This is a genomic window from Aureispira sp. CCB-QB1, assembly GCF_000724545.1.
In the GTDB taxonomy this organism is placed as follows: domain Bacteria; phylum Bacteroidota; class Bacteroidia; order Chitinophagales; family Saprospiraceae; genus Aureispira.
The window spans coordinates 20,707-42,184 of sequence record NZ_JHBV01000035.1; the positions used below are offsets into that span (position 1 = coordinate 20,707).

At 36.9% G+C, this 21,478-nt stretch carries 12 protein-coding genes; 6 read left to right on the top strand and 6 right to left on the bottom strand.

Annotation, left to right across the window (positions count from 1 at the left end):
• Positions 1-321 precede the first annotated feature (321 nt).
• The gene (leuS, locus tag CG11_RS18305; protein WP_052598285.1) at positions 322-3,129 is read left to right on the top strand and encodes a leucine--tRNA ligase; all 2,808 of its coding nucleotides are present in this window, start codon (positions 322-324) and stop codon (positions 3,127-3,129) included.
• Between the two features lie 182 nt (positions 3,130-3,311).
• Positions 3,312-3,977 carry a D-alanyl-D-alanine carboxypeptidase family protein gene (locus CG11_RS18310; protein WP_052598286.1) on the top strand — a complete coding sequence of 222 codons (666 nt, stop codon included), beginning with the start codon at positions 3,312-3,314 and terminating at the stop codon, positions 3,975-3,977.
• A 73-nt stretch (positions 3,978-4,050) separates the two neighbouring features.
• On the opposite strand, the gene CG11_RS18315 is transcribed toward CG11_RS18310, so the two are convergent.
• The 5 genes from CG11_RS18315 to CG11_RS18335 all read right to left on the bottom strand — a co-directional run bounded on the left by CG11_RS18315 (position 4,051) and on the right by CG11_RS18335 (position 10,360).
• On the bottom strand, positions 4,051-6,078 hold the full coding sequence (locus tag CG11_RS18315) for a M1 family aminopeptidase (protein ID WP_197043883.1): 2,028 nt from the start codon (positions 6,076-6,078) through the stop codon (positions 4,051-4,053).
• Positions 6,079-6,367: 289 nt separating this feature from the next.
• Positions 6,368-8,299, bottom strand: coding sequence for a M48 family metallopeptidase (locus CG11_RS18320; protein WP_052598288.1), 1,932 nt, complete (start codon positions 8,297-8,299; stop codon positions 6,368-6,370).
• A gap of 142 nt (positions 8,300-8,441) precedes the next feature.
• Complete coding sequence (locus CG11_RS18325; RefSeq protein WP_052598289.1) at positions 8,442-8,906, bottom strand: FKBP-type peptidyl-prolyl cis-trans isomerase; 465 nt, start codon at positions 8,904-8,906, stop codon at positions 8,442-8,444.
• Positions 8,906-9,133 carry a DUF4177 domain-containing protein gene (locus CG11_RS18330; RefSeq protein ID WP_052598290.1) on the bottom strand — a complete coding sequence of 76 codons (228 nt, stop codon included), beginning with the start codon at positions 9,131-9,133 and terminating at the stop codon, positions 8,906-8,908. Before CG11_RS18330 ends, CG11_RS18325 begins: the two co-directional genes overlap by 1 nt.
• A gap of 159 nt (positions 9,134-9,292) precedes the next feature.
• Positions 9,293-10,360: an endonuclease gene (locus CG11_RS18335; RefSeq protein WP_052598291.1), complete on the bottom strand. Its 1,068-nt coding sequence runs from the start codon at positions 10,358-10,360 to the stop codon at positions 9,293-9,295.
• A 576-nt stretch (positions 10,361-10,936) separates the two neighbouring features.
• On the opposite strand from CG11_RS18335, the gene CG11_RS18345 reads away from it, so the two are divergent.
• Both CG11_RS18345 and CG11_RS18350 read left to right on the top strand, forming a co-directional pair.
• Complete coding sequence (locus CG11_RS18345; protein ID WP_052598293.1) at positions 10,937-13,774, top strand: carboxypeptidase-like regulatory domain-containing protein; 2,838 nt, start codon at positions 10,937-10,939, stop codon at positions 13,772-13,774.
• A 140-nt stretch (positions 13,775-13,914) separates the two neighbouring features.
• A complete protein-coding gene (locus CG11_RS18350; RefSeq protein WP_052598294.1) occupies positions 13,915-16,554 on the top strand; it encodes a DUF5689 domain-containing protein in 2,640 nt (879 codons plus the stop codon).
• A gap of 63 nt (positions 16,555-16,617) precedes the next feature.
• Here the strand turns inward: CG11_RS18350 and CG11_RS18355 are convergent, their stop codons facing one another.
• Entirely contained in the window at positions 16,618-18,285 is a 1,668-nt protein-coding gene (locus CG11_RS18355) for a WD40 repeat domain-containing protein (protein WP_052598295.1), read from the bottom strand.
• A 282-nt stretch (positions 18,286-18,567) separates the two neighbouring features.
• Between CG11_RS18355 and CG11_RS29225 the strand changes: the two genes are divergently transcribed.
• Together CG11_RS29225 and CG11_RS18370 are read left to right on the top strand one after the other, a co-directional pair.
• Entirely contained in the window at positions 18,568-19,974 is a 1,407-nt protein-coding gene (locus CG11_RS29225) for an FAD-dependent oxidoreductase (protein WP_052598297.1), read from the top strand.
• A 281-nt stretch (positions 19,975-20,255) separates the two neighbouring features.
• On the top strand, positions 20,256-21,455 hold the full coding sequence (locus tag CG11_RS18370; RefSeq protein ID WP_052598298.1) for an ankyrin repeat domain-containing protein: 1,200 nt from the start codon (positions 20,256-20,258) through the stop codon (positions 21,453-21,455).
• The last annotated feature ends 23 nt before the right edge of the window (positions 21,456-21,478 follow it).

Genomic DNA, 21,478 nt, shown 5'->3' on the forward strand with positions numbered 1-21,478 from the left:
ACAATGAAGCGTACTTTAGTCCAATGCATAATTAGTTGTAGTAGGTTTTACCATTTGCTGATGGTAAATCATAGCATTACTTCGTTAAAAAATTGTATTAGTTTAGCTGCGCTGCTACTTCGTGGTACTTCGTGAGCGATCTCACGACCGCAGAAAGCTACCATGAAGTAGTACCGCAGGTAACTAAGCTTGCGATCTCATGACCGCAGGGAATAATCAACGGAGTATTATCATAGGTAACTATCAATAAATAGAAAATAACTTTTTACATAAACAGTAAGCAATTATTGCTTACATACCAACAACTATTTAATTATAACAATGGATTACGAATCAAGTGAAATTGAGGCGAAATGGAAACAGTATTGGGCTGAGCATGAGGTATACAAAACTTCTAACGATACCTCAAAACCCAAGTATTATGTATTGGATATGTTCCCCTATCCATCTGGAGCTGGGCTACATGTAGGGCATCCGCTAGGCTATATTGCTAGCGATATTTTTGCTCGATACAAGCGTTTACAAGGTTATAACGTATTGCATCCAATGGGATACGATGCTTTTGGTTTGCCTGCTGAACAGTACGCCATTCAAACAGGAGTGCACCCTGCTGTTTCTACCAATCAGAATATTAGTTTCTATCGTAAGCAGTTGGATAACTTAGGCTTTTCTTTTGATTGGAGCCGTTCTGTGAATACTTCAGATCCAAAGTATTATAAATGGACACAGCATATTTTCTTGAAGTTGTTTGCTCATTATTATAACAATGAAATAGATAAAGCTGAACCGATAGAAAATCTAGTTGAACTATTTGAAAAAGAAGGAAATAAAAATGTTCAGGCTGCTTCTAGCCAAGAAACTATTTTTTCTGCGGATGAATGGAATGGTTACAGTCCCAAAGAACAGGACGATGTATTAATGAATTATCGTTTGGCGTATCGTAAAGTTGGTTTTGTAAACTGGTGCGAAGAATTAGGAACTGTTTTGGCAAATGACGAGGTCAAGGATGGTGTTTCGGAGCGAGGAGGATACCCCGTTGTTAAAAAACCAATGCGCCAGTGGGCATTGCGTATTACTGCTTATGCAGAACGTTTGTTGAATGGCTTGGAACAAGTCGAATTTTCAGAAGCTTTAAAGACGCAACAACGCAATTGGATTGGACGTTCAGAAGGAGCACAATTGTTTTTTGACGTACACAATAGCAATGAGAAAATAGAAGTCTTTACAACACGCCCAGATACTATTTTTGGTGCTACATTTATGGTGTTGGCACCAGAGCACGATTTGGTAAAGGAGATTACAACAGAAGCACAAAGACAAGAAATAGAAGATTATCAGGCATATGCCAACAGCCGCTCTGAAAGAGATCGTATGGCTGATGTAAAGTCCATCACAGGTGCTTTCACAGGTGCTTATGCTGTCAATCCATTTACAGGAACCAGAATTCCTATTTGGATTGCCGATTATGTATTGATTGGATATGGAACAGGAGCAATTATGGCTGTTCCTAGTGGAGATGAAAGAGACGAACGTTTTGCAAAACACTTCGGCTTAGAGATTGTACAGGTGGTAGATCAATCGGCTTATGAAGGTGCTGCAATTGGTGATAAAGTGGGCACGATGATTAATTCTGGTTTCTTAAACGGCTTCCCTGTTACAGAAGCAATTACGAAGGCAATTGAAGAAATCAATGCTAAGAATATAGGAGAAGGAAAGATCAATTATCGTTTAAGAGATGCTAACTTTAGCCGTCAGCGTTATTGGGGAGAACCATTTCCCGTGAAATATGACAAAGACGGTGTGGCGTACGCTGAAACGAATTTGCCATTGGAATTACCTACATTAGATAATTTTAAACCAACCAAAGAAGGCAAGGCACCTTTGGCTAGAGCTGAAGAATGGGTGCATCAAGATGGTATGACGCGTGAAATTGATACTATGCCTGGTTTTGCGGGGTCTTCTTGGTATTTCTTACGCTACATGGATCCAAATAATGATGAGGCGCCATTTAGTGCTGAGGCAGTTAATTACTGGAAAGAAGTAGACTTGTATGTCGGTGGAGCTGAACATGCTGTAGGACATTTGATGTATTCTCGTTTTTGGCATAAATTTATGTTTGATCTAGGCATGGTACCAACGCGTGAGCCATATAAAAAATTGGTGAACCAAGGTATGTTGCAGGGAGTTATCGAGTTTTTGTATATGCTCAAAGAAAAACAAGATGGTCAATCTGTATTTGTAAGTGCCGATCAATTGTCGGAATACGATGGGCAAGAGTTTGCTCAAATTCCTGTGCATATTGATTTTGTAACAGATTATGGCAAACCAGAATCTTATTTAAATGAAGAAGGTAGAAAGCAATTTAAGGCTTGGAGACCAGATTATGCAGGGGCTGTTTTTGTAACGAATGCAAAAGGGCAGGTAGTTACTCATAGTGAAATCGGTAAAATTTCTAAGCGTTATTTCAATGTTGTTAATCCTGATGATGTGGTAGCGCAATATGGAACAGACTGTTTCCGTATGTATGAAATGTTCTTGGGGCCATTGGAAGATAGTAAGCCTTGGGATACAAAGGGAATTACAGGAGTATCAAAATTCTTGCGTAAATTCTGGAATTTATTCTACAAGGATGGGCAATGGGCTATCAGCGAGGAAAAAGCAACGCCAGACGAGTTGAAAATTTTGCACACTGCGATTAAAAAAGTGAACCAAGATATTGCTAATTTCTCTTTTAACACTTGCATTGCTCATTTTATGGTGGTAACCAATGACTTAAAGAAAGTTAATTGCAACAAACGAGAAGTTCTAGAACCATTGGTTGTTTTGATGGCTCCGTTTGCACCATTTATTACAGAAGAGTTGTGGCAGCAACTGGGACATGAAGGTTCTATTCATGCCAACGGGAAATACCCAGAGCACAATCCTGCTTATTTAGTACAAAGTACGATTACGTATCCTGTTTGTGTGAATGGCAAAAAACGTGCAACGGTCACTTTTGCGGCAGATGCGACAAAAGACGCTATTGAGCAAGAAGCTTTGGCTGTTGATGAGGTACAAAAATGGATTGATGGAAAGCCAATTCGAAAGATAATTGTCGTACCTAAGCGAATGGTTAATATTGTAATTTAGTATTGTCCGTATCTATTCTTAATCTCATTATTTAGATTTATAAGGCGGATTATCGTTATAAAAGCTTTGGTGCAAGTACATGGGGTACTTGCACCTTTTTTATTGAATTTTTTTGTCAACAGGCGTAGCTAAAAAAGCAAAGGGCTCACGAACTATTACGCTACGTATACTTATATTTTAAGATGCTACTAGTTTACCGTTTTTTATTACTTTTATTTATAATAATCAGCAAGCCTCTAGCTGCACAAGATTGTGAAAAAGCTTGGATGTATTATGAGCAAAGATTGGAATTAAGCCAAATCACAGAGCGTCATTTTGGTATAAGTGTTCCTGTAGAGAAGATACAGATTGATTTTTTGGGCGCTCCTGTAGGCATTCCTTTTAATTATACGATTCAAAAATATAGTACAGATAACGACCACATCATATTAGAAAATGAAAAGGGTTTATATTTGCATAAAGAGGCGTATCAAGCTTTAGAAGCCATGCGTGTGGAATCAGAGAAAGAAGGAATTTACCTCCAACTTAATAATACTTATCGTAGTTACAGCTACCAAAAACACTTGCACAACAAATTAGGGGCAAAACAGGCTGAGCGACCAGGGTATTCAGAACATCACTTGTTTACAGCAATAGATTTAGAACGAGTAACGAACAAGAAGTTTCTTTGGTTGTTGCGCCACGCATTTGATTTTGGCTGGGTGCCAAGTTATTATTTTAGAGAGGGAAGTGCTATAAAAAAAGAACCTTGGCATTGGCGCTATGTAGGAAAATTGGCTGCGACAAAATTTAGATGTGCTTGGAAGGAGGAAATTGATCGTCGTATTTGGAAGTTAAAGAAAAAGTAAACTCATCTTCCATAAAAAAAGCATTCCCTAAAATTAGAGAATGCTGATATATTGTGAGGCATCAAAAAAGAGCTTAAAAAATCTCTTTAATACGTTTTAAGCGTAAGATTTTAGTGAACGTTTCTCCTTTTCCTGTAACGACAATTTTGTAGACACCACGAGAGCTATATCCTAGTGGTATTTTAAGATTATGAATTTGTTCCCCAGATTCTTTTTTGTATTCTTGAACCTCGATAGACTTGTCTTCCATTAAGCTAATGCCATCTGCTACTTCAAATAGTTCAATGCGAATATCTTGTTTTTTGGGAACATTATATTTGATTTGAGCTTTTCGTCGGTGGTTGCTTGTTGTGATCTCGAAGTCTTCCAATGCAAAACGATCGTTTTCTACTTTACGAACATATTTTAGATCTTTAAAAATCCAGTTGTCTGGATCAAAACGAACATCTTTGACGGTTCCATTGACTGGAATTTCAAAATACTGATTAGTTTCATTAAATACCTCGTCTCTTTGATTGGTGTTAATTGTTTCTTTGATAATGGTACCATCCTCCAACTCAATTTCAATTTTGTAGGGCATTGTAAATATAGAAGGCTGTGATTCCAATTCTTTTTGAACTACATTTAGAGAAACGCTACCATTATTGATAGAATAAGAGATATGATAAGTAGGATAGTACTCTCCACGAATCCATTGATCAAAGAAATATTGATAATCTACTTCGATATTTTCACTAGCGTAGTATTCGGCAATTTTTCTAAAGTTCTCTGTGCTTAGATAGGTTTTAGACCATTCCCCTTCCATTCTTTTTCCAGAAGTAATTGCTTTTAAAGTTTGAAAGAAATAAACATCAGACATAATTCCTCTAAGCATATGGATGGCATACATTCCCTTTTTGCTCAATCGCTCTTCTGAATAATCTTTTCGATTTGCCAAATACAATTTACCACCTTCAAAATACTCCTTTTCGTCTAAGATAATTTGATAAACCGTTAAGCCTCGCTTGTATTCTTGCCACATTGCTTCTGCATAAGTAGCTAAAGCTTCTGTAATCCATGCATCTTGCCATTTTTTAGGTGAAATATGATTACCAAACCACATACTGGCCATTTGATGCACCACCATATACATATGTACCCCTTTCATGTCTTCTAAAAGGACATTTGTTTGAGTAGGCATGCCGTCCATTCCTAAATTAATACCAACTTGAGTAACATTAAAGCCTTCGTCTTTGTATGGGTAAGGACCAAATGTATTGGTTAAACAGGTCATGATTTCTGGCACCCGACGCATCATAGATGAAGATTCTTTCAATTTTTCAGGAAATAAGTAAAAGTTGATAGGAAAACCATAACCACGCCCTTTAAATTCAGACTCTGCTTTCATAAAATTAGAAATAGCCAATAGAACATGATGCGGTGCAATACGGTGACGGTGGCGCCATTGGTATTGTTTCTTTTTCTCATTTTCAAGTTTCTGAATGGCTTCAAGTTTTCCATTTGAAACAGCTATGATGGGCATTTCTTTGGCTTCTTCTTTTTTCGTTTTAGGATTCATGAAAACTTCTGTAACCATAGTATCTTGAATGGTTATATCGACGTAGATAGAATCTACTTTATCGCCAAGTCCTCGCTTGCAAGGAAACCACAAATAGCCACCATTAGGATAACACACACTAGCGATAACCAAATTATTTTTTTTGCCATGCGTATCATAGATTAGACCTTTTTTTACACCGTTGTTACTAGTGATCACAGGAGGTTCTCCTTCGTAGTGAACGGTAATTTCAGAACGTTGTTCTTTTTTTAGAGGATCGCCTGATAATTTGACTATAAGCTTGTTGTCTTTTTGTTCAAAAGAACTTGCCCCATCGACTTTGCTAACTTTTAATTGGTCAGCGAGATCTAAGGATAATTGCGTAACATTTTCTTTTACTGCGACAAACTCACATTTAGCATTTCCTTTGATATAAGACTTGTCCAACGATACCTCAACATCCAAATGATAAAATTTCATATTGGTAAATGTAGCAGGGGCTTGTCCAAAAGAAAGCACAGTACTTACCAAGAATAGTGCAAGAGTCAAAATGTATTGCTTCATTGTCATAAATAGTTTTTAGTAATTTTATTGTTTGATTAAGTTGGCTGTTATTGAGTTTTAGTCGTTAACTGCGCTGCTACTGTATGGTTTGCCCCACAGTTGCTATGTTGTGGTTTTTACGAACGGCTGTAAGTTGTTAACCCTTTCATTCACTTTTGGGATTCGTAAGATCGCAAGATAGGCGCTTAGTCAACTCAGAACGAACAACCAAACGTATGTCTATAGTGGGTTGTTCATTGGATAAAAGTATTAATATACTAATACTCTACCTAAATTAATGCCAATTCATTTACAAGATTCCTTGTTGTTCTAAAATTGCTTGATAATTAGGATATTTTTTTATTAAGTGTTGAATGACAGGCTGTGCTTCTTGACGGCGTCCAGTTTGCAACAGCAAACCAACTTTATTGAGCAAGGCATTCTTATAATCAGGGTCTAAAGCCAAGGCTTTGTTATACAGTTGTAGTGCTTGATTGATATTGCCTTGTTGGGCGTTAAGCAACCCCAAATTAGCCAAAGCCATTTTTCGATTCGGATCTTCTTTTAGAATGAAGTTAAAAACCTTTTTGGCAGCATTCAATTGCCCTGACTGAGCATAAGTACTACCCAGTTTTTCTTGAAAAATTAAGCTGTACGGCTTTAAATTCGTCGCTTGTTTGTAATAAGCTAACGCTTTTGGAAGGTTTTTGTTTTTGTATGCTGCTTCACCGATACGATAAGCTGTCCAAGCATCTTGAATTTCCTGTGGTGCTAAGGCAATGGAAACGAGCAAAGCATACTCTTGTTTGTTAAAATAATAATGTACCAAGGTATTGAATTTTTCGGCTCGGCTAGCTTTTGATAGATCTAGATAATATTTGGCTGAATCTAAAACTGCTGGAGTACCCATGAATTTATCCCATAAGGCTAGATAACCTCGTGCCATTTCTAGGGGACTTGCATTTTTTATAACCAAACTCTCCAAGCCTAAAAATCCAGCAATTTCTTCTACTTTTTCTTGACTTAGGGTATCGGGTGATTTAATATTATTTTTGCTAATGTGATGATCTGTAATGTTCACATGAGGAATATCAATACTACCAGAGCGTGGCATATGACAACCAACACAGTTGTCTTGTTCTAAATTGCGTTGAGCAATCGGTGCAGAACAATTGAACAACTTGCTTTGGGTAGAGTTGTCTTTGTGGCAACTCAAGCAGGCGGTGTTATAATTGTTTTTAGTAGTAGAATGCACGTCATGATGTGGGTTATGGCAGGTGATACAAGACAATTTTTTAGACACATTGAAACAATCACTTAATTGCAAACGATCTGCTTGGGATGCCATAATAAACCGTTTGTCGGAGTTGGTGAACCGAGGTAAAAACACATTCATAACATCTGATAATTCCATCCCTGGTTTAAAATCATAAAAGGTTTTTCCTTCATTCAATACAGCAACTCCTTGAAGGTGACAGCGTTGGCACAAGTCCATTTGGCGATCAATGGGCAAATGCTTGGGATTTACAATACTATAATCAACATACTTAGAAGTATCAACATGCTTGCCCATCAGTTTTTCTTTGACATGAAGCCCTCCAGGCCCATGACAGCGTTCACACTCAATGCCCAAAGGCATTTTGTGATACTTGTTATCAGAACCAGTAGCAGGTGTAGGCGTGTGATTGTGGCACGTTAGGCATTCTGATAAAATAGCACGTCCAAAACGCTCGTTGTTTTCTTCAAAACCTGGCGCTAAATCCCATTTTTTATCTTGGGTATAGTACGTGATGGGAGCTTGATAGACGTATCCATTTCTGTTGATCATATGGGAGTTGGTGTGATGCCCTGAACCAATAATGTAGTCAATTCGCTCAATGCGTTTGTGTACTGTATCTTTCCCATTCAATCTAAACTCCATAACATACATGACAGAATCTTGGAAATAAGGTTTATAATAAAAATCCAACTGTTTGTCATAAACCAAGGCACTGTCTCCAAATTCAGCAGCTGTTTTTTTTAGATTTGCTTTGCCAAAAGATTGCCCCATTCCTGTTTGGATATAAGTTTGATAAACATTTTGATGGCAACTTTGACACATTTGCATGCCAACATATTCAACAGAATCATTAAGATTTAAGAAGGCATCTACTGATTTTTCTGAAGTAGGATTGGGCGCACAAAACCACATACAGGAGGCTATTAAAAGTAAAATTACAATTGGGATACCATATTTTGTCATTGAATACCTATTTTTAATCTTATAAGTTGAATTGTTGTTATTGCTATGTTTCAAGAAAATACCTAAGCCTCTTAATACACCAAACAAGGCAATAAAAACTAGCTATAGAATTGTAGCTGTTGCGGAATTATTTTTTTGTTGTTTAGAAGTGTGGAAAAACTTCTATTAACTCAATATCAAAAATTACGACTGAATTAGGAGGAATTTTGCCGTGCCCCTCTTCACCATAGGCAAGTCTTGAAGGCAAAAATAACAACATTTTATCGTTGATATCCATATGAGGAAGGGCTAATTGCCAGCCATAAATGCTCTTATCTAAGTCAACTCTTTCACTTAAATTGTTCGTATTATAGACACTAGTGCCATCTAACAAGTAAGCTTTGTATTTTACCTCAACAACAATATCATTGTCTCTTATCGGAGCAACACTGTCACCACTTTCAACATAAATATGATAAAATAAATTAGACTGTTTATCTTCTGTTGCATTGATATTATTAGCCAACAAGTAATCTTTTATAAGCTGAATATCGTTGTCGTGTTGGATGGCTTCTTTTTGGCAAGACAACATAGATAGAACAAAACATAAAAATATCAAATAACGCATTAGGACTTATTTTTAGAAGCATGTAGAACGATAGGACGTTTTAGAATTAAGACAGCATATTGGCTAAAACCATTTTTTTGTCTTGTAAATTGAGTGGTTAATTCCCAACCCATTCTTCCCAGTAGATTTAGTTCATCTTCTATGAGTTCCATATCTAAATCTATTTTTTTAGAAAATAAGGTGCTTTTGAGAGGCACTGTTAATGTTTTGTATTCGAACTGTTGCATTGGTGTATTGATTTTGGATGAGTCTATAAAAAAATACAAGATGCGAGCAAACTCACATCTTGTACAGATGAATCGGTTGATTGCTTCAACCCAAAATACAGATTTATTTTGAATTTTGTTTGCAGATAGAATTGCTATCCTTAAAACAAAATATTCTCCTTAAGGTTTTGGTTGTACTTTTTTTACCAAATAAACACAAACAGGCAAGTGATCGCTGTAACCACCAACGTACTTGCCAAAAGAGTACGTGCGGAAAGGATAGCCCTTAAAACGTCCTGCTTTACTAATTAAGTAAGATTTATTAAAAATAGAATTTTTGTAAAAATAATACCCTTCACCATCATTTTGTGTAATAGATTGGCTTAGGATAATTTGATCAAACAGGTTCCAAGAATCGCGGTAAGCCAAGGTGCCAATCCCTGCTTTATACAATTTGCCCCAAGGGTTGTAAAAACCACCTTTTTTGACTTGTCCTTTTTTGTCTTTGGCATTGATAACATCCTTAACACTAGGACTAACAGGGTCGTCATTTAAATCCCCCATGATAATAATTTTAGCCCTAGGGTTCTCATCTTGAATACCTGCAATAAAGTCTTTGCAATATTTGGCCGCTCCTTCACGAAGGTAAGAACCGCCTCTACGAGAAGGCCAGTGGCAAACAATTATATGAACTATATCGCCGTCCAAACGCCCCTTTACCCATAACATATCTCTTGTCCAAACAGTATCTCTTTTGGCTGCATCAGGAGTTTTATCATAAAAAAGCTTTGGCGTAATTTTACCACTCTCGATGACTTTAAAATATTTGGGATTGTAAAGCAGTGCAACATCAATACCTCGTTTATCTAATGATTCGTAATGAACAATTTGATAATTTCTATTTTTTATTTTAGGCTGTTGAGTAAAATCTTCTAAAACTTTTCTGTTTTCAATCTCTGCAACGCCCAAGATAGCTGGACCATCGGGAGTTAGTTCTGTACCAAGTTCAGAAACGACCTGAGATAAATTACCCAGCTTCTCTTGATAAACTTTGGAATTATAGAGTAACTTTCCGTTTGGTGTAAAATCTCCGTCTCGTTTGCCTTTTGTGTCTACAGTATCAAATAAATTTTCAAAGTTATAAAACCCTACGCAAACTACTTTATGAGCTTGTTTTTCTGCTTGAGCAAAACTAAAAGTACTTATTAATAATAAGCTTAATAGAGATAACAGTGTCTGTTTTTTCATTTTATTATTGATTGATATAATGATTTGGAACGCTTAGAACGTTTCATTGATATGATGATTTGGAAAGCAGAAAGAAAAAGCTAATGGTGTATTGTTTCATTTGATTGCTAAAAAATGGGTATTAACTTCAACAATATGCTTCCTAAATAGCTTCTAGTTAGTCTGTTTTCAAATAACAATATGTATACACTATTCTATTTTTGTACCAAAAAACGCACAAATATAGAATTTCTTGGAGTTACGGCAATATGAATGCTGCATTTATCTTTAATTCTAGCACATAAATCAATTTTTTTAACCTTCCCGCAACTTATATTTAACAAAGCAATCTACCTAATCGTAGTAATTGGGGGCAGAATTGCACAATTCGTGTCAAAAAAAGCAAAATTGGAGATGGTTAACTTTTTTTATTCGGACAAGCATTAACTTTTTATTAAGTTTGCAGCTCAATGTGAGTTTTATTCCTTCCTTATTTGTAACTTGCAGCCTCAAATTAGAACAGAACAACCCAATGAAATTAGGGCAAGCAGGAAGATGGCAATTTTTCTGTGGATTGATTAAAACAAAAACTAAGATATGCAGCATTGTTTAAAAAGTATGTTTGTACTCTTGCTGAGTTTTTCAGCATGTTTGATGTACGGGCAAGGATCTGTAAAAGGAGTTATGCAAGACGCCGGCAACAAAGGTAAATTAGCCGGGGTTTTGGTCGAGATTCAAGGCACAGATTTTTATGCTCAAACAAATTCCTCAGGAATGTTTGAAATTACCGCCATACCTTATGGCGAATACACCATTCAATTTAGTGCAGAAGGCTACGGCTTGGAAACTAAAACTATTAAAATTACGGATGGTGTTTTGGATTTAGGGGTTGTGAACTTGGATAATATTGGAGCTGAAAACCCAGCAGCAGAAGATATTATTCCTACCATTATGTTATCCGATGAGCAAATCGAAAATGGTGCAGGTGGAACACAGTCGATTTCTGGTGTTCTGAATGCCAACAATGACGTGCTTTCTTCTAAAGTAGCATTTGCTTGGGGGGCTGCTCGATTTAGACTACGAGGCTATGGTTCAGAGAATACCACTGTATTTATGAACAATATTCCTATGAACGACCTAGAATCTGGTCGTCCTACTTGGTGGTCTTGGTCTGGGCTAAACGACGTTATGCGCAATCGTTCGTCTTCTCTAGGTTTGGCTGCAACAGCCTACACACTAGGAGATATCGGTGGAGCTTCGTCTTTAGATAGCCGTGCAGGAAGTCAACGTAAAGGACTAACTTTTACCTATTCTTATGCTAACCGTTCTTACAATCATCGTGCAATGTTGACGTACAATACAGGGCTTTTACCAAGTGGTTGGGCGTTTTCCGCCTCTGGTTCTTGGCGTTATTCTGAGAATGGTGCCTTTATAAAAGGAGCTTCTTACAATGCTGCTTCTTACTTCTTGTCAGTAGAAAAACGATTCAAAAAACATTCTTTCTCCTTTACAGCTATGGGAGCTCCTTCTGTGAGAGGAAAGGGGAGTCCGGCTACACAAGAAATGTTTAGTTTAGCGAACAGCCATTATTACAACCCCAACTGGGGCTATCAAACAAGTGGCGTAACTGGCAAAAAACAGATTAGAAACTCTAGAATGACAGACTCTCATCAACCTTTGTTTATTCTAACGCACGAAGCGCAGTTGAGTGAGAAACTAAAGCTTACAACTGCCGCTAGTTACCAATTTGGCAAGTATGGTAGTACGGCATTAGATTGGTATGATGCGCAGGATCCTCGTCCTCAGTATTATAGAAATTTGCCTTCTTATATTGAAGATCCTATTCAAAGCCGCTTAGCTTCAGATTTGTATGTTCAAAACGAAGCCGCTCGCCAAGTAAATTGGGATAGAATGTTTGAGGTAAATAGAAACTCTTATGATTTTGTTGCCGATGCTAACGGAGTACAAGGGGATACCGTATGGGGCAATCGTGCTCGCTATGTAGTAGAAGAGCGTCGTTACGATAGTCAAAAAGCCAATTTCAATATGATTTTGAATGCTAATGCAGCAAAATTCTTAAATATCGACGCAGGATTGACTTACCAGTTTTATAATAGCAAGAATTTCAAAGTATTGGAGGATTTGTTGGGAGCCGATTTTTATGTTGATATCAATCGTTTTGTAGAGCGTGACTCGGCAGCTGTTGGAAATACATCTGCTTCGCAAAATGACTTGGCTAACCCAAATCGAATTTTAAAAGAAGGAGATGTGTTTGGTTATAATTACGAAGCATTTATCCACAAAGCATCGGCTTGGGCTCAATTGAACTTTACATTCAACAAGTTGGACTTCTTTGTGGGGGGACAAGGAAATTATACCACATTTTGGCGTAAAGGAAATGTTCAAAATGGACAATTTCCAGATAACTCTTTAGGAAAGTCAGAAGAGCAACAGTTCTTTAATTATACAGTAAAAGGTGGGGTAACGTACAAAATTGATGGACGTAATTATTTATATGCCAACGGTTCATACCAAACTAAGGCACCTTATTTCCGTTATGCTTATGTAGCACCTCGTACAAGAGATCAAGTAACAGATAGTTTGAGAAGTTCTAGCAACTACTCTGTAGAAGGTGGATATATTTTAAAAGCACCTCGATTTAAAGCTAAGGTGACAGGTTATTATACGAAGTTCCAAAATGAATTTTTTCAACGTAGTTTCTACTTGGATAGAAGTGGTTCGCCAGCAGGAATTGGAGGAAACTTTGTGAACTATGTCATGACAGGGATCGAAAAGCAACATGCAGGAATCGAGTTAGCGGGAGAAGTTAATTTGAATGGAAATGTTACGTTAAGTGCAGCAGCAGCAATAGGAGAGTATATTTATACTTCTAGACCAAAAGCTACTTTATACTTAGATAATGATCCTACTATAGCTAGAGGAACGCAAACTATTTATTTGAAAAACTTTTATGTTCCGAATACGCCACAGATGGCTTTTAATGTAGGCGTATGGTGGCGTGCACCTAAATTCTGGTCGTTTAGCTTTAACTTTAGCTATACTCATGCCACTTACTCGGATATGAACTTTGATAGACGTACTATTCAAGCTGTTTCGAATACAGGATTGGCACCAGAATATGTACAAGATGCTGTACAACCAGGTTCTGACTTGTGGAAAAGCATTCTTTATCAGGAGCAATTACCAGGCAACTTTATGGCTGATATTTACATTCGTAAATCATGGAAAGTTAAAAACTTTTATGTCATATTGGGAGCTGGCGTTAGTAATATCTTGAATAATACAAATATGAGAACAAGTGGATTTGAGCAGTTCCGATTTGATTATGAAGGGAAGAATGTAGACCGTTTCCCAAATACTTATTACTATGCTTATGGTACAAACTTTATGATTAGTTTGACCTTTAGAATGTAAAATTTTAATTTAAAAACAACCATTATTTCATATAATGTATTCAATGGGGTATTTGATTATTATGAATAGTCCATTGAATACAAAGTGGTCGATAAAAACCACGAAGTATCATTAACTTATAATTATATAATAATAGCCTTATGAAAGCTAGATATTTTAATTTTTCCTCTTTTTTACTATTAGTAACATTATTGGTATTTAGTGCCTGTAAAAAAGAGTTTGATGAGCCCCCGATTAGCGAGTTGCCAAACTTGACGGCAAATGCTACTATTGCTGATGTGATCGCATTGGCATCAACTTCGCCTGTTGCTTTAGGGAACCAAATATTAGAAGCAACTGTAATTGCTGATGATAAATCAGGAAATTTCTACAAGCAATTGGTGATACAAGATTCTACAGCTGGTATTCGCATTGATATTGATGCTTTTAGTATTTACAATGATTTTCCAATTGGTCGCAAAGTATGGATCAAGTGTCAGGGCTTATTTGTTTGGCAAGACGGAGATGTGGTTGCTTTGATTGGAAGTAGCAATACGAACAATTCTAGAATTCCACAATCAACTTACCGCCAATTTATTATAGGTGGAGCGTACAATCAACCTATGACACCTAAAGTGAAAACGTTGGCAACATTGACTTCAGCAGACTACAACACGTTGATTCAGTTGGATAATGTAGAGTTTGCAGACTGTTTTGCAGGAAGTTCTTATGCTTATGCCTCAACTCAAGAAAGCAAAAACGCAGATTTGACAGAGTGTGCTTCAGGAGGAACTGTTATTGTTAGAAATAGTGGTTTTGCTGATTTTGCAAACGAATTGATGCCAACAGGAAATGGTTCTATCATTGCTGTATTCAATTCTTTTAATGGTACTTCTCAATTGTTTATTCGTAATCCTAATGATGTTAGCAGCATGACTGGTACACGTTGTGTTTCATTGGCAAACTATACTAGCGTTAGCATCCAAGATTTAAGAGGTCAATTTTCAGGTGCTCCAGCAACCGCTACAGGAAAAATTAGAGGTATTGTAATTTCTGATCCTAATACAGGACAGTGGCAAAGCCGTAATATGGTGATTCAAGAGCCAAATGGTTCTGGTATTACAGTACGTTTTGATGATGATCATAGTTTTGCGTTGGGAGATTACGTAGAAGTGAAAGTAGGAGGAGCAACACTAGAAGAGTTTAATGGCTTGTTGCAAGTTAATAATTTACCATTGTGTCGTGCTACTGCATTGCCAAACCCTGGAGGACTTGTGATTAATCCACGTGTCGCAACTGTAGCTGATATTACTGCTAATGCCACAGCATGGGAATCTACTTTGATACAAGTACAAAATGCGAACCTAAACGGAGGAACCACTTATGGTGATTTTGGAATCATGTTGAATGATGCGACGGGTTCTATTGGCTTGTTTAGTGGTTTTGCTAATTTTGCAAGTGCTCCAATCCCAACAGGAACAGGTACTGTGACGGCTGTTGTAGGTGATTATAATGGTACACAACTAAATATTCGTAACCTTTCAGACGTGAACATCTCTGGTGGCGGAGGTGGAGGTGGTGGTGGCACCACGCTTAACCAAATTACAATTCAAGATGCTCGTAACTTATTTACAGGAACAGCGGTAACAGCACCTGATACTACCAAAATCGTTGGGGTAGTAATTTCTGATTTAGTTGGTGGCAACTGGGTAGATCGCAACATGGTTATCCAAGAGCCAAACGGTGCTGGTATTACAGTGCGTTTTGATGCTGCACACAATTTTAATCTAGGAGATGAGGTAGAGGTTATTATTTCTCAATTAACAATCGAAGAATTTAACGGTTTATTGCAAGTAAATGGTGTGCCAAATGCTAATGCAACAGTATTGTCAACAGGAAATTCAATCACACCACGTGTCGCAACTGTCGCTGACATTACAGCAAATGCCACAGCATGGGAATCTACTTTAGTACAAGTAATGAATGCTAATCTAAATGGTGGATCTACATATGGTGATTTTGGAATTATGCTAAATGATGCAACAGGTTCTATCTCTATGTTTAGTGCCTTTTCTAATTTTGCAAGCACTGCTATTCCAACAGGAACAGGAGATGTGACAGGTGTTGTAGGAGATTATAATGGAACACAAATTAATATTCGTAACACGTCAGATGTTAATATCTCTGGTGGCGGAGGCGGAGGTCCAACCAACTTCATTACAATAGGCGCTGCACGTGCTTTGTTTACAGGAAGTTCAACAACGGCACCTGCAACTACTTCTATTGCTGGTATCGTAATTTCTGATAAAGACAATCAAAATATCACAGGAAGAAACTTAGTGTTGCAACAAACAGGCGGTGCAGGTATTGTTGTTCGTTTTGATGCCAATAATACAACTTTTGCTTTGGGAGATAGTATTACTGTCGATATTTCAGGGGCTACAATTTCTGAGTTTAATGGTTTGTTGCAAGTTAGCAATATACCAAATGGTAATGGTGCTGTTGTTTCTAGTGGTAACTCTATTACTCCAAGAGTAGCAACCGTAGCAGATGTTTTGGCAAACGCAGAAAATTGGGAATCTACACTAGTTGTTATTAACAGTGCTACGATTTCTGGAGCTTCTACTTACTCTGGAACAACTACTGTGACAGATGCAACAGGAAGTATTGATATGTATACTCGTTCTGGGGCTACTTTCTCTACGAATAGTGTTCCTGCTGGTAATGTTAATATTACTGCAATTGTATCTCAATTTACAGGTTATCAGATTAACATTCGTAATGCGACAGATGTACAATAAAAAGAAACCTTAATTGGTTCAAACTATATTAAAGACAGCCACTTGACCATATGTGTTGAGTGGCTATTTTTTATTCCTTAGATTTATTAAAAAATTTTTGTACAACTTTCTTGGGTTATATTCTTCTGTAGGTGCTTTTGTCTGAATGTATTGTTGCCAAATTTTGTAGGTGTATTCAGTACTAAAGTTATTGACATAGGGCGTAAGTTGATCCATGTAAACCTTCAAATCTGTTTCCCAAATATTTAGTTGACCATTAGCCGTACCTGTTACCAAATAGTGTCCATTGGGGCTAAAGGCAACCGAAGTTACCCAGTCGGTGTAATTATCCAATACAATAGGATCAAAGTTAGGATTTAGATAAGGATATAGTGTTTCTTGATTCCCGTACTGTTTAGATGTGTTGATGCTCCATAACGTTGCTGTTTTATCCAGACTGCCGACAGCCAACCTCGTACCATCAGCATTAAATTCAACATCAGATATGTAGGCTTTGTGGTGCAAAATCTTCTTAGGTAGATAGGTCGAATCTGATTTAGCTCTGTTGATGTCCCAAATCATTAAGGAACCATCTTGATACCCCGCAGCAAGAAGCGTTTTTTGTGGGTTAAAAGCAATAGCTGTAACACGTTTTCTATTATTAGGAATTTTTAACAAAAACTCACGATGAAACTGCTCTAAATTCCAAATCCATATAGTCGCAGAATCACCTGCCCCTGCCAAATATTTTCCATCGGTAGATAGGTCCCAAGAAGTTAAACGGTAGGGGATGCTGTCGATGGTCTGTGTAGTTGTATTGGTGCTGTTTTGATAATGTACAATGGTCTCACGAGTCATATTCCCTTCAGCTATAACAATTCCCTTTTTATTAGATACATACTTTACTGCCCAGATACGATGTCCTTTGGGAATTGCTAATTGGGAATAGGTTTTGCCAGAAATAGCATTGGTCGTTAAAATTTTATGACCATCACCAGCACTGATTAATTCTTTTCCATTCGAACTAATATCCAAGGTTCTTGAAACTGTAGGGTTGATCGCAAGTACTTGAGGTTTGTTCATCGTATCATAACGGGCACTCTTATTTTTATAAATATTTAATTCCCATTTTAATAACAATCCATCCGAACTAAGTGTATACATTATTTGATTGCTGCTGTCTATTTTTATCATTCGAATTCGTCCAAGACGAGTAAACCCTTTAGGTGTTTGATTGAGCACATTGAAATTAGGATTATCTTGGTAGACTGTTTCTAGTCGAAGTAGTGCTTTGTAAACAGCTTCATATACAAAGGGATCGTTCTTTGTGTTTGGATAGGTAGTGCTCAAAAAATGGGCTTCTTTGGCTAATAGTGCTTGGATGTCTTCATTGTCCACCTTCATAGATTGAATTGCCATAGATTGGGCTAAAGACAACCCTTTGATTGTAAGATTATTTTTTTGTTTAGAAAGCTCCTGTTGTTGTAACTTTATCTTAGTCGTTAGGCTACTTGCTGTTTCACTAGGATGAAATTTGCTTTCATTCAATCGTTTTTGTTCTTGTTCTAGTAGTTCTTTTTGTTGGTAATAATTATAAAGGTCATAAAGATAGAGCTCAGGAGAAGTGTGACAGGAGCAAGGAGTTGGGCTATCAGCTAGTATTGCAAGTGCTTGAGCTTTGTTTTTTAATGCTATTAAATTGCTGTCTTGTAATGCTGTCCAAGGCTGTTGACCCCATATCGTTGTAGCCATGAAAAAAGCTATGCATAAGGTTATAAATGGCATAATCAAAAAATTAGGAAAACTGTTGAGTGATTTAGAGTATAAATATAAAGAAAATAGACTGATTTTGTGGAGTTTAGATTTTAAAGGAGGAGGTCTGTATCAAATTTTTTATAAATTAACAATAGAAATGGTAGAAAAGAGATCGTCTGATTGTATCCAACTTCGATCTTTCTTTAAACAATTTGGATCTCCCATAAGTTATTAATAAACAGCCCTTGTCTATTATCGAAATTTATAAAAAAACAAACTATGATCAAAGTCAAAATGTATGGAGCCGACTGGTGTCCTGATTGCCGTCGTGCAAAAAGTTATTTGGAGAAACACCAGATAGAATATGAGTTTATCGATGTAGATATGAATGCAGATGCTACGGCTACGGTAGAAAAAATTAATAATGGGAAACGCATCATTCCTACTATTATTGTCGATGAAAAAAGCTATACGAATCCTAGTAACTCAATGCTTGCTTGTGTCTTGGGAATAAACCCCAAAGGACGTATCTTTTTCTATGGAGCCGATTGGTGTCCTGATTGTCGTCGTGCAAAAGGCTATTTGCAAAGCAACGGAATCAATTATCTTTTTATTGACATTGATGCACACGATTGGGCTGTGCAAAAAGTGGAAGAAATCAACGATGGGAAACGAATTATTCCTACGCTCATTTTTAATGGAAGAACATATACGAACCCTAGCAATGTAACGTTGAGGGATGTATTAGAAATAGACAAAGAGAAAAAAGACAAAATTTATGATACCATTATCATAGGGGGCGGTGCCGCAGGACTTACGGCTTCCATTTATGCTCAAAGAGATCGTTTTGATACGTTAATTTTAGAAAAAAAGAATATAGGAGGCAATGCTTTTTTGACAGAGAAAATTGAAAATTATCCAGGATTTAAGGATATCTCTGGTCCCGATTTGATGGATCGAATGGAAGATCAAGCGGAAACGTATGGTGCTGATATTAGAACAGGAGAGGAGGTGACGACAATTGACAAAAAGGGCAACATTTTTCATGTGACCACAGAAATGGGGGAATATTCAGGAAAGACAATTGTACTGGCAACAGGATCGACGTATCGAAAATTGGGAATTCCCAACGAAAGTGCGTTGATAGGTTCGGGAGTGCATTTTTGTGCTACTTGTGATGGGGCGTTTTATCGAGGGAAGGAGATTATTGTTATTGGTGGAGGAAACTCGGCTTTAGAAGAAGGTATTTTTTTAGCTAAATTTTGCAAGAAAGTAACCATCGTTAACCGTTCAGAAGAATTTTCGGCTTCCAAAACGTATACAGACAAATTGTCTTCGATGGATAATGTGGTAGCGCTAAAAAATAAAACTTCGGTTGCTTTTGAAAAAACAGAGGATGGTTTGTTTAAAGGTTTAACAATAAAAGATAATAAAACCGAAGAAGAAGAATTGATTGAAGCCGCAGGTGCTTTTATTTTTATTGGTCTAATTCCTAACACAGATAATTTCAAAAACTTGGTGGATATGAATGAAGAAGGCTTTGTTTTGACAAAGAATTTGGGAGAAACATCTGTCAAGGGCATTTTTGCAGCAGGGGATTGTCGAGAAGGTGCCATTGCACAAGTCGCCGCTGCGACAGGCGAGGGAGTTTTGGCAAGTTATGGTGTTCGAGACTTTTTGAAATAATAATGTATTATCATTTTACAATAGTTCGTTGAAACCACGCAGTAGCAATGAAGTTGAATTTTGATCTTGATAGCGAATAAGTTGTGAATTTATTTTTTGCGTTAAAACTTTAATTATCAACTGCGCAGCACTCATGCAATACCACGAAGTAGCAGCGTAGCTAACTACTAATTTTAAGAAATAATCAATTATATAGCTGTCTAAATTTACTTAGATGGCTATTTTTATTGTTGATTAAAAAATGCTCTCAAACTATAAAACAAGGAGCTAGAAAACCATCAATGAAACGAAAAATGAAAAAAGCAATTGAATTAATCGAAAGAGGAACCATTACCGAATTTAAAACAGCATTTGATAACCCAAAGGATATGATGAATCTGCTGGTAACGGATAGTTTGGGATTGTTTAAAGGAACCTTACTGCATTATGCGGTTAATTATAGAAAATTGTCTTTTGTCAAATATTTTGTCCAACTAGGAGCCGATATAGAATCTACATTAGGGACGGGACACAGCCCATTGTATGAAGCAATCTTATCTAGATCAACAACAATTGCTCAATATTTAATTGATGCAGGAGCCGACAAGCATACCACCAATCAGCAGGGCGAAAATTTATTTTATGCCATTGTTCAAATGCGGTATGGCGACCGTTCTACGACTAAAGTAAAGTTATTATCTTTTTTAATTGGTTTGGGGTTAGACATCAATGAAAAAAATGAAGGAGGACGAACTATCTTATTTGAATTAGTAAAGTGGGACGAACCCAAAGTCTTGAATTGTTTGCTATGTCATGGAGCTGATGTGAATATCCAAGATAAGTATGGTTATACGGCTATGCACGTTGCTGCTGCAAAAGATTGCGTCCAAATTTGTCGATTATTGTTGAAGGCAGGAGGTGCTCTCAATCAGGAAAATCACTATGGTTGGACGCCACTAGATATGGCAGTTGTGTGTGACTCTAAATCTACAATAGAATTTTTAGGAGGAGAAAAAGCGGTGCTGTCTGTTAATAATATAGGTTTAGAAATCTTGCGGCATATCCTTTCTAAAAAGGAACATCAAATAGTACCTCTATTGTCAAAATTAGACGACCCTAATTTGTATGATTACAATCAATTATCTTTGTTAAATAGGTTGGTTAGAGAAGAAGCCGTGGTTGTAGTGAAAGAATTCTTAAAGAAAAACGATGTTGAGTTGGAAGGAGCACTAAATATGGCTTGTTTCAAAGGGAATTATTTGTTAGTCAAACTTTTGTTAAATTATGGAGCAAATCCCAATCAATCAAATAAAAATGGGTCTCCACTTTATAACTTATTGATGTTTTCTAAGCTGGATGATAACCTATTAAATATCGTTCAATTACTGTTAGACAACGGCTTAGCTTATGACCCTACAGAAACAAATTTTAGAGGAAATATACTAGACTTAATCCTACAGAAAAAAAGTACAGAATTAAATACAATGTTGGAAATATTATAAATACCTTTGGGGCAAAAAAGACA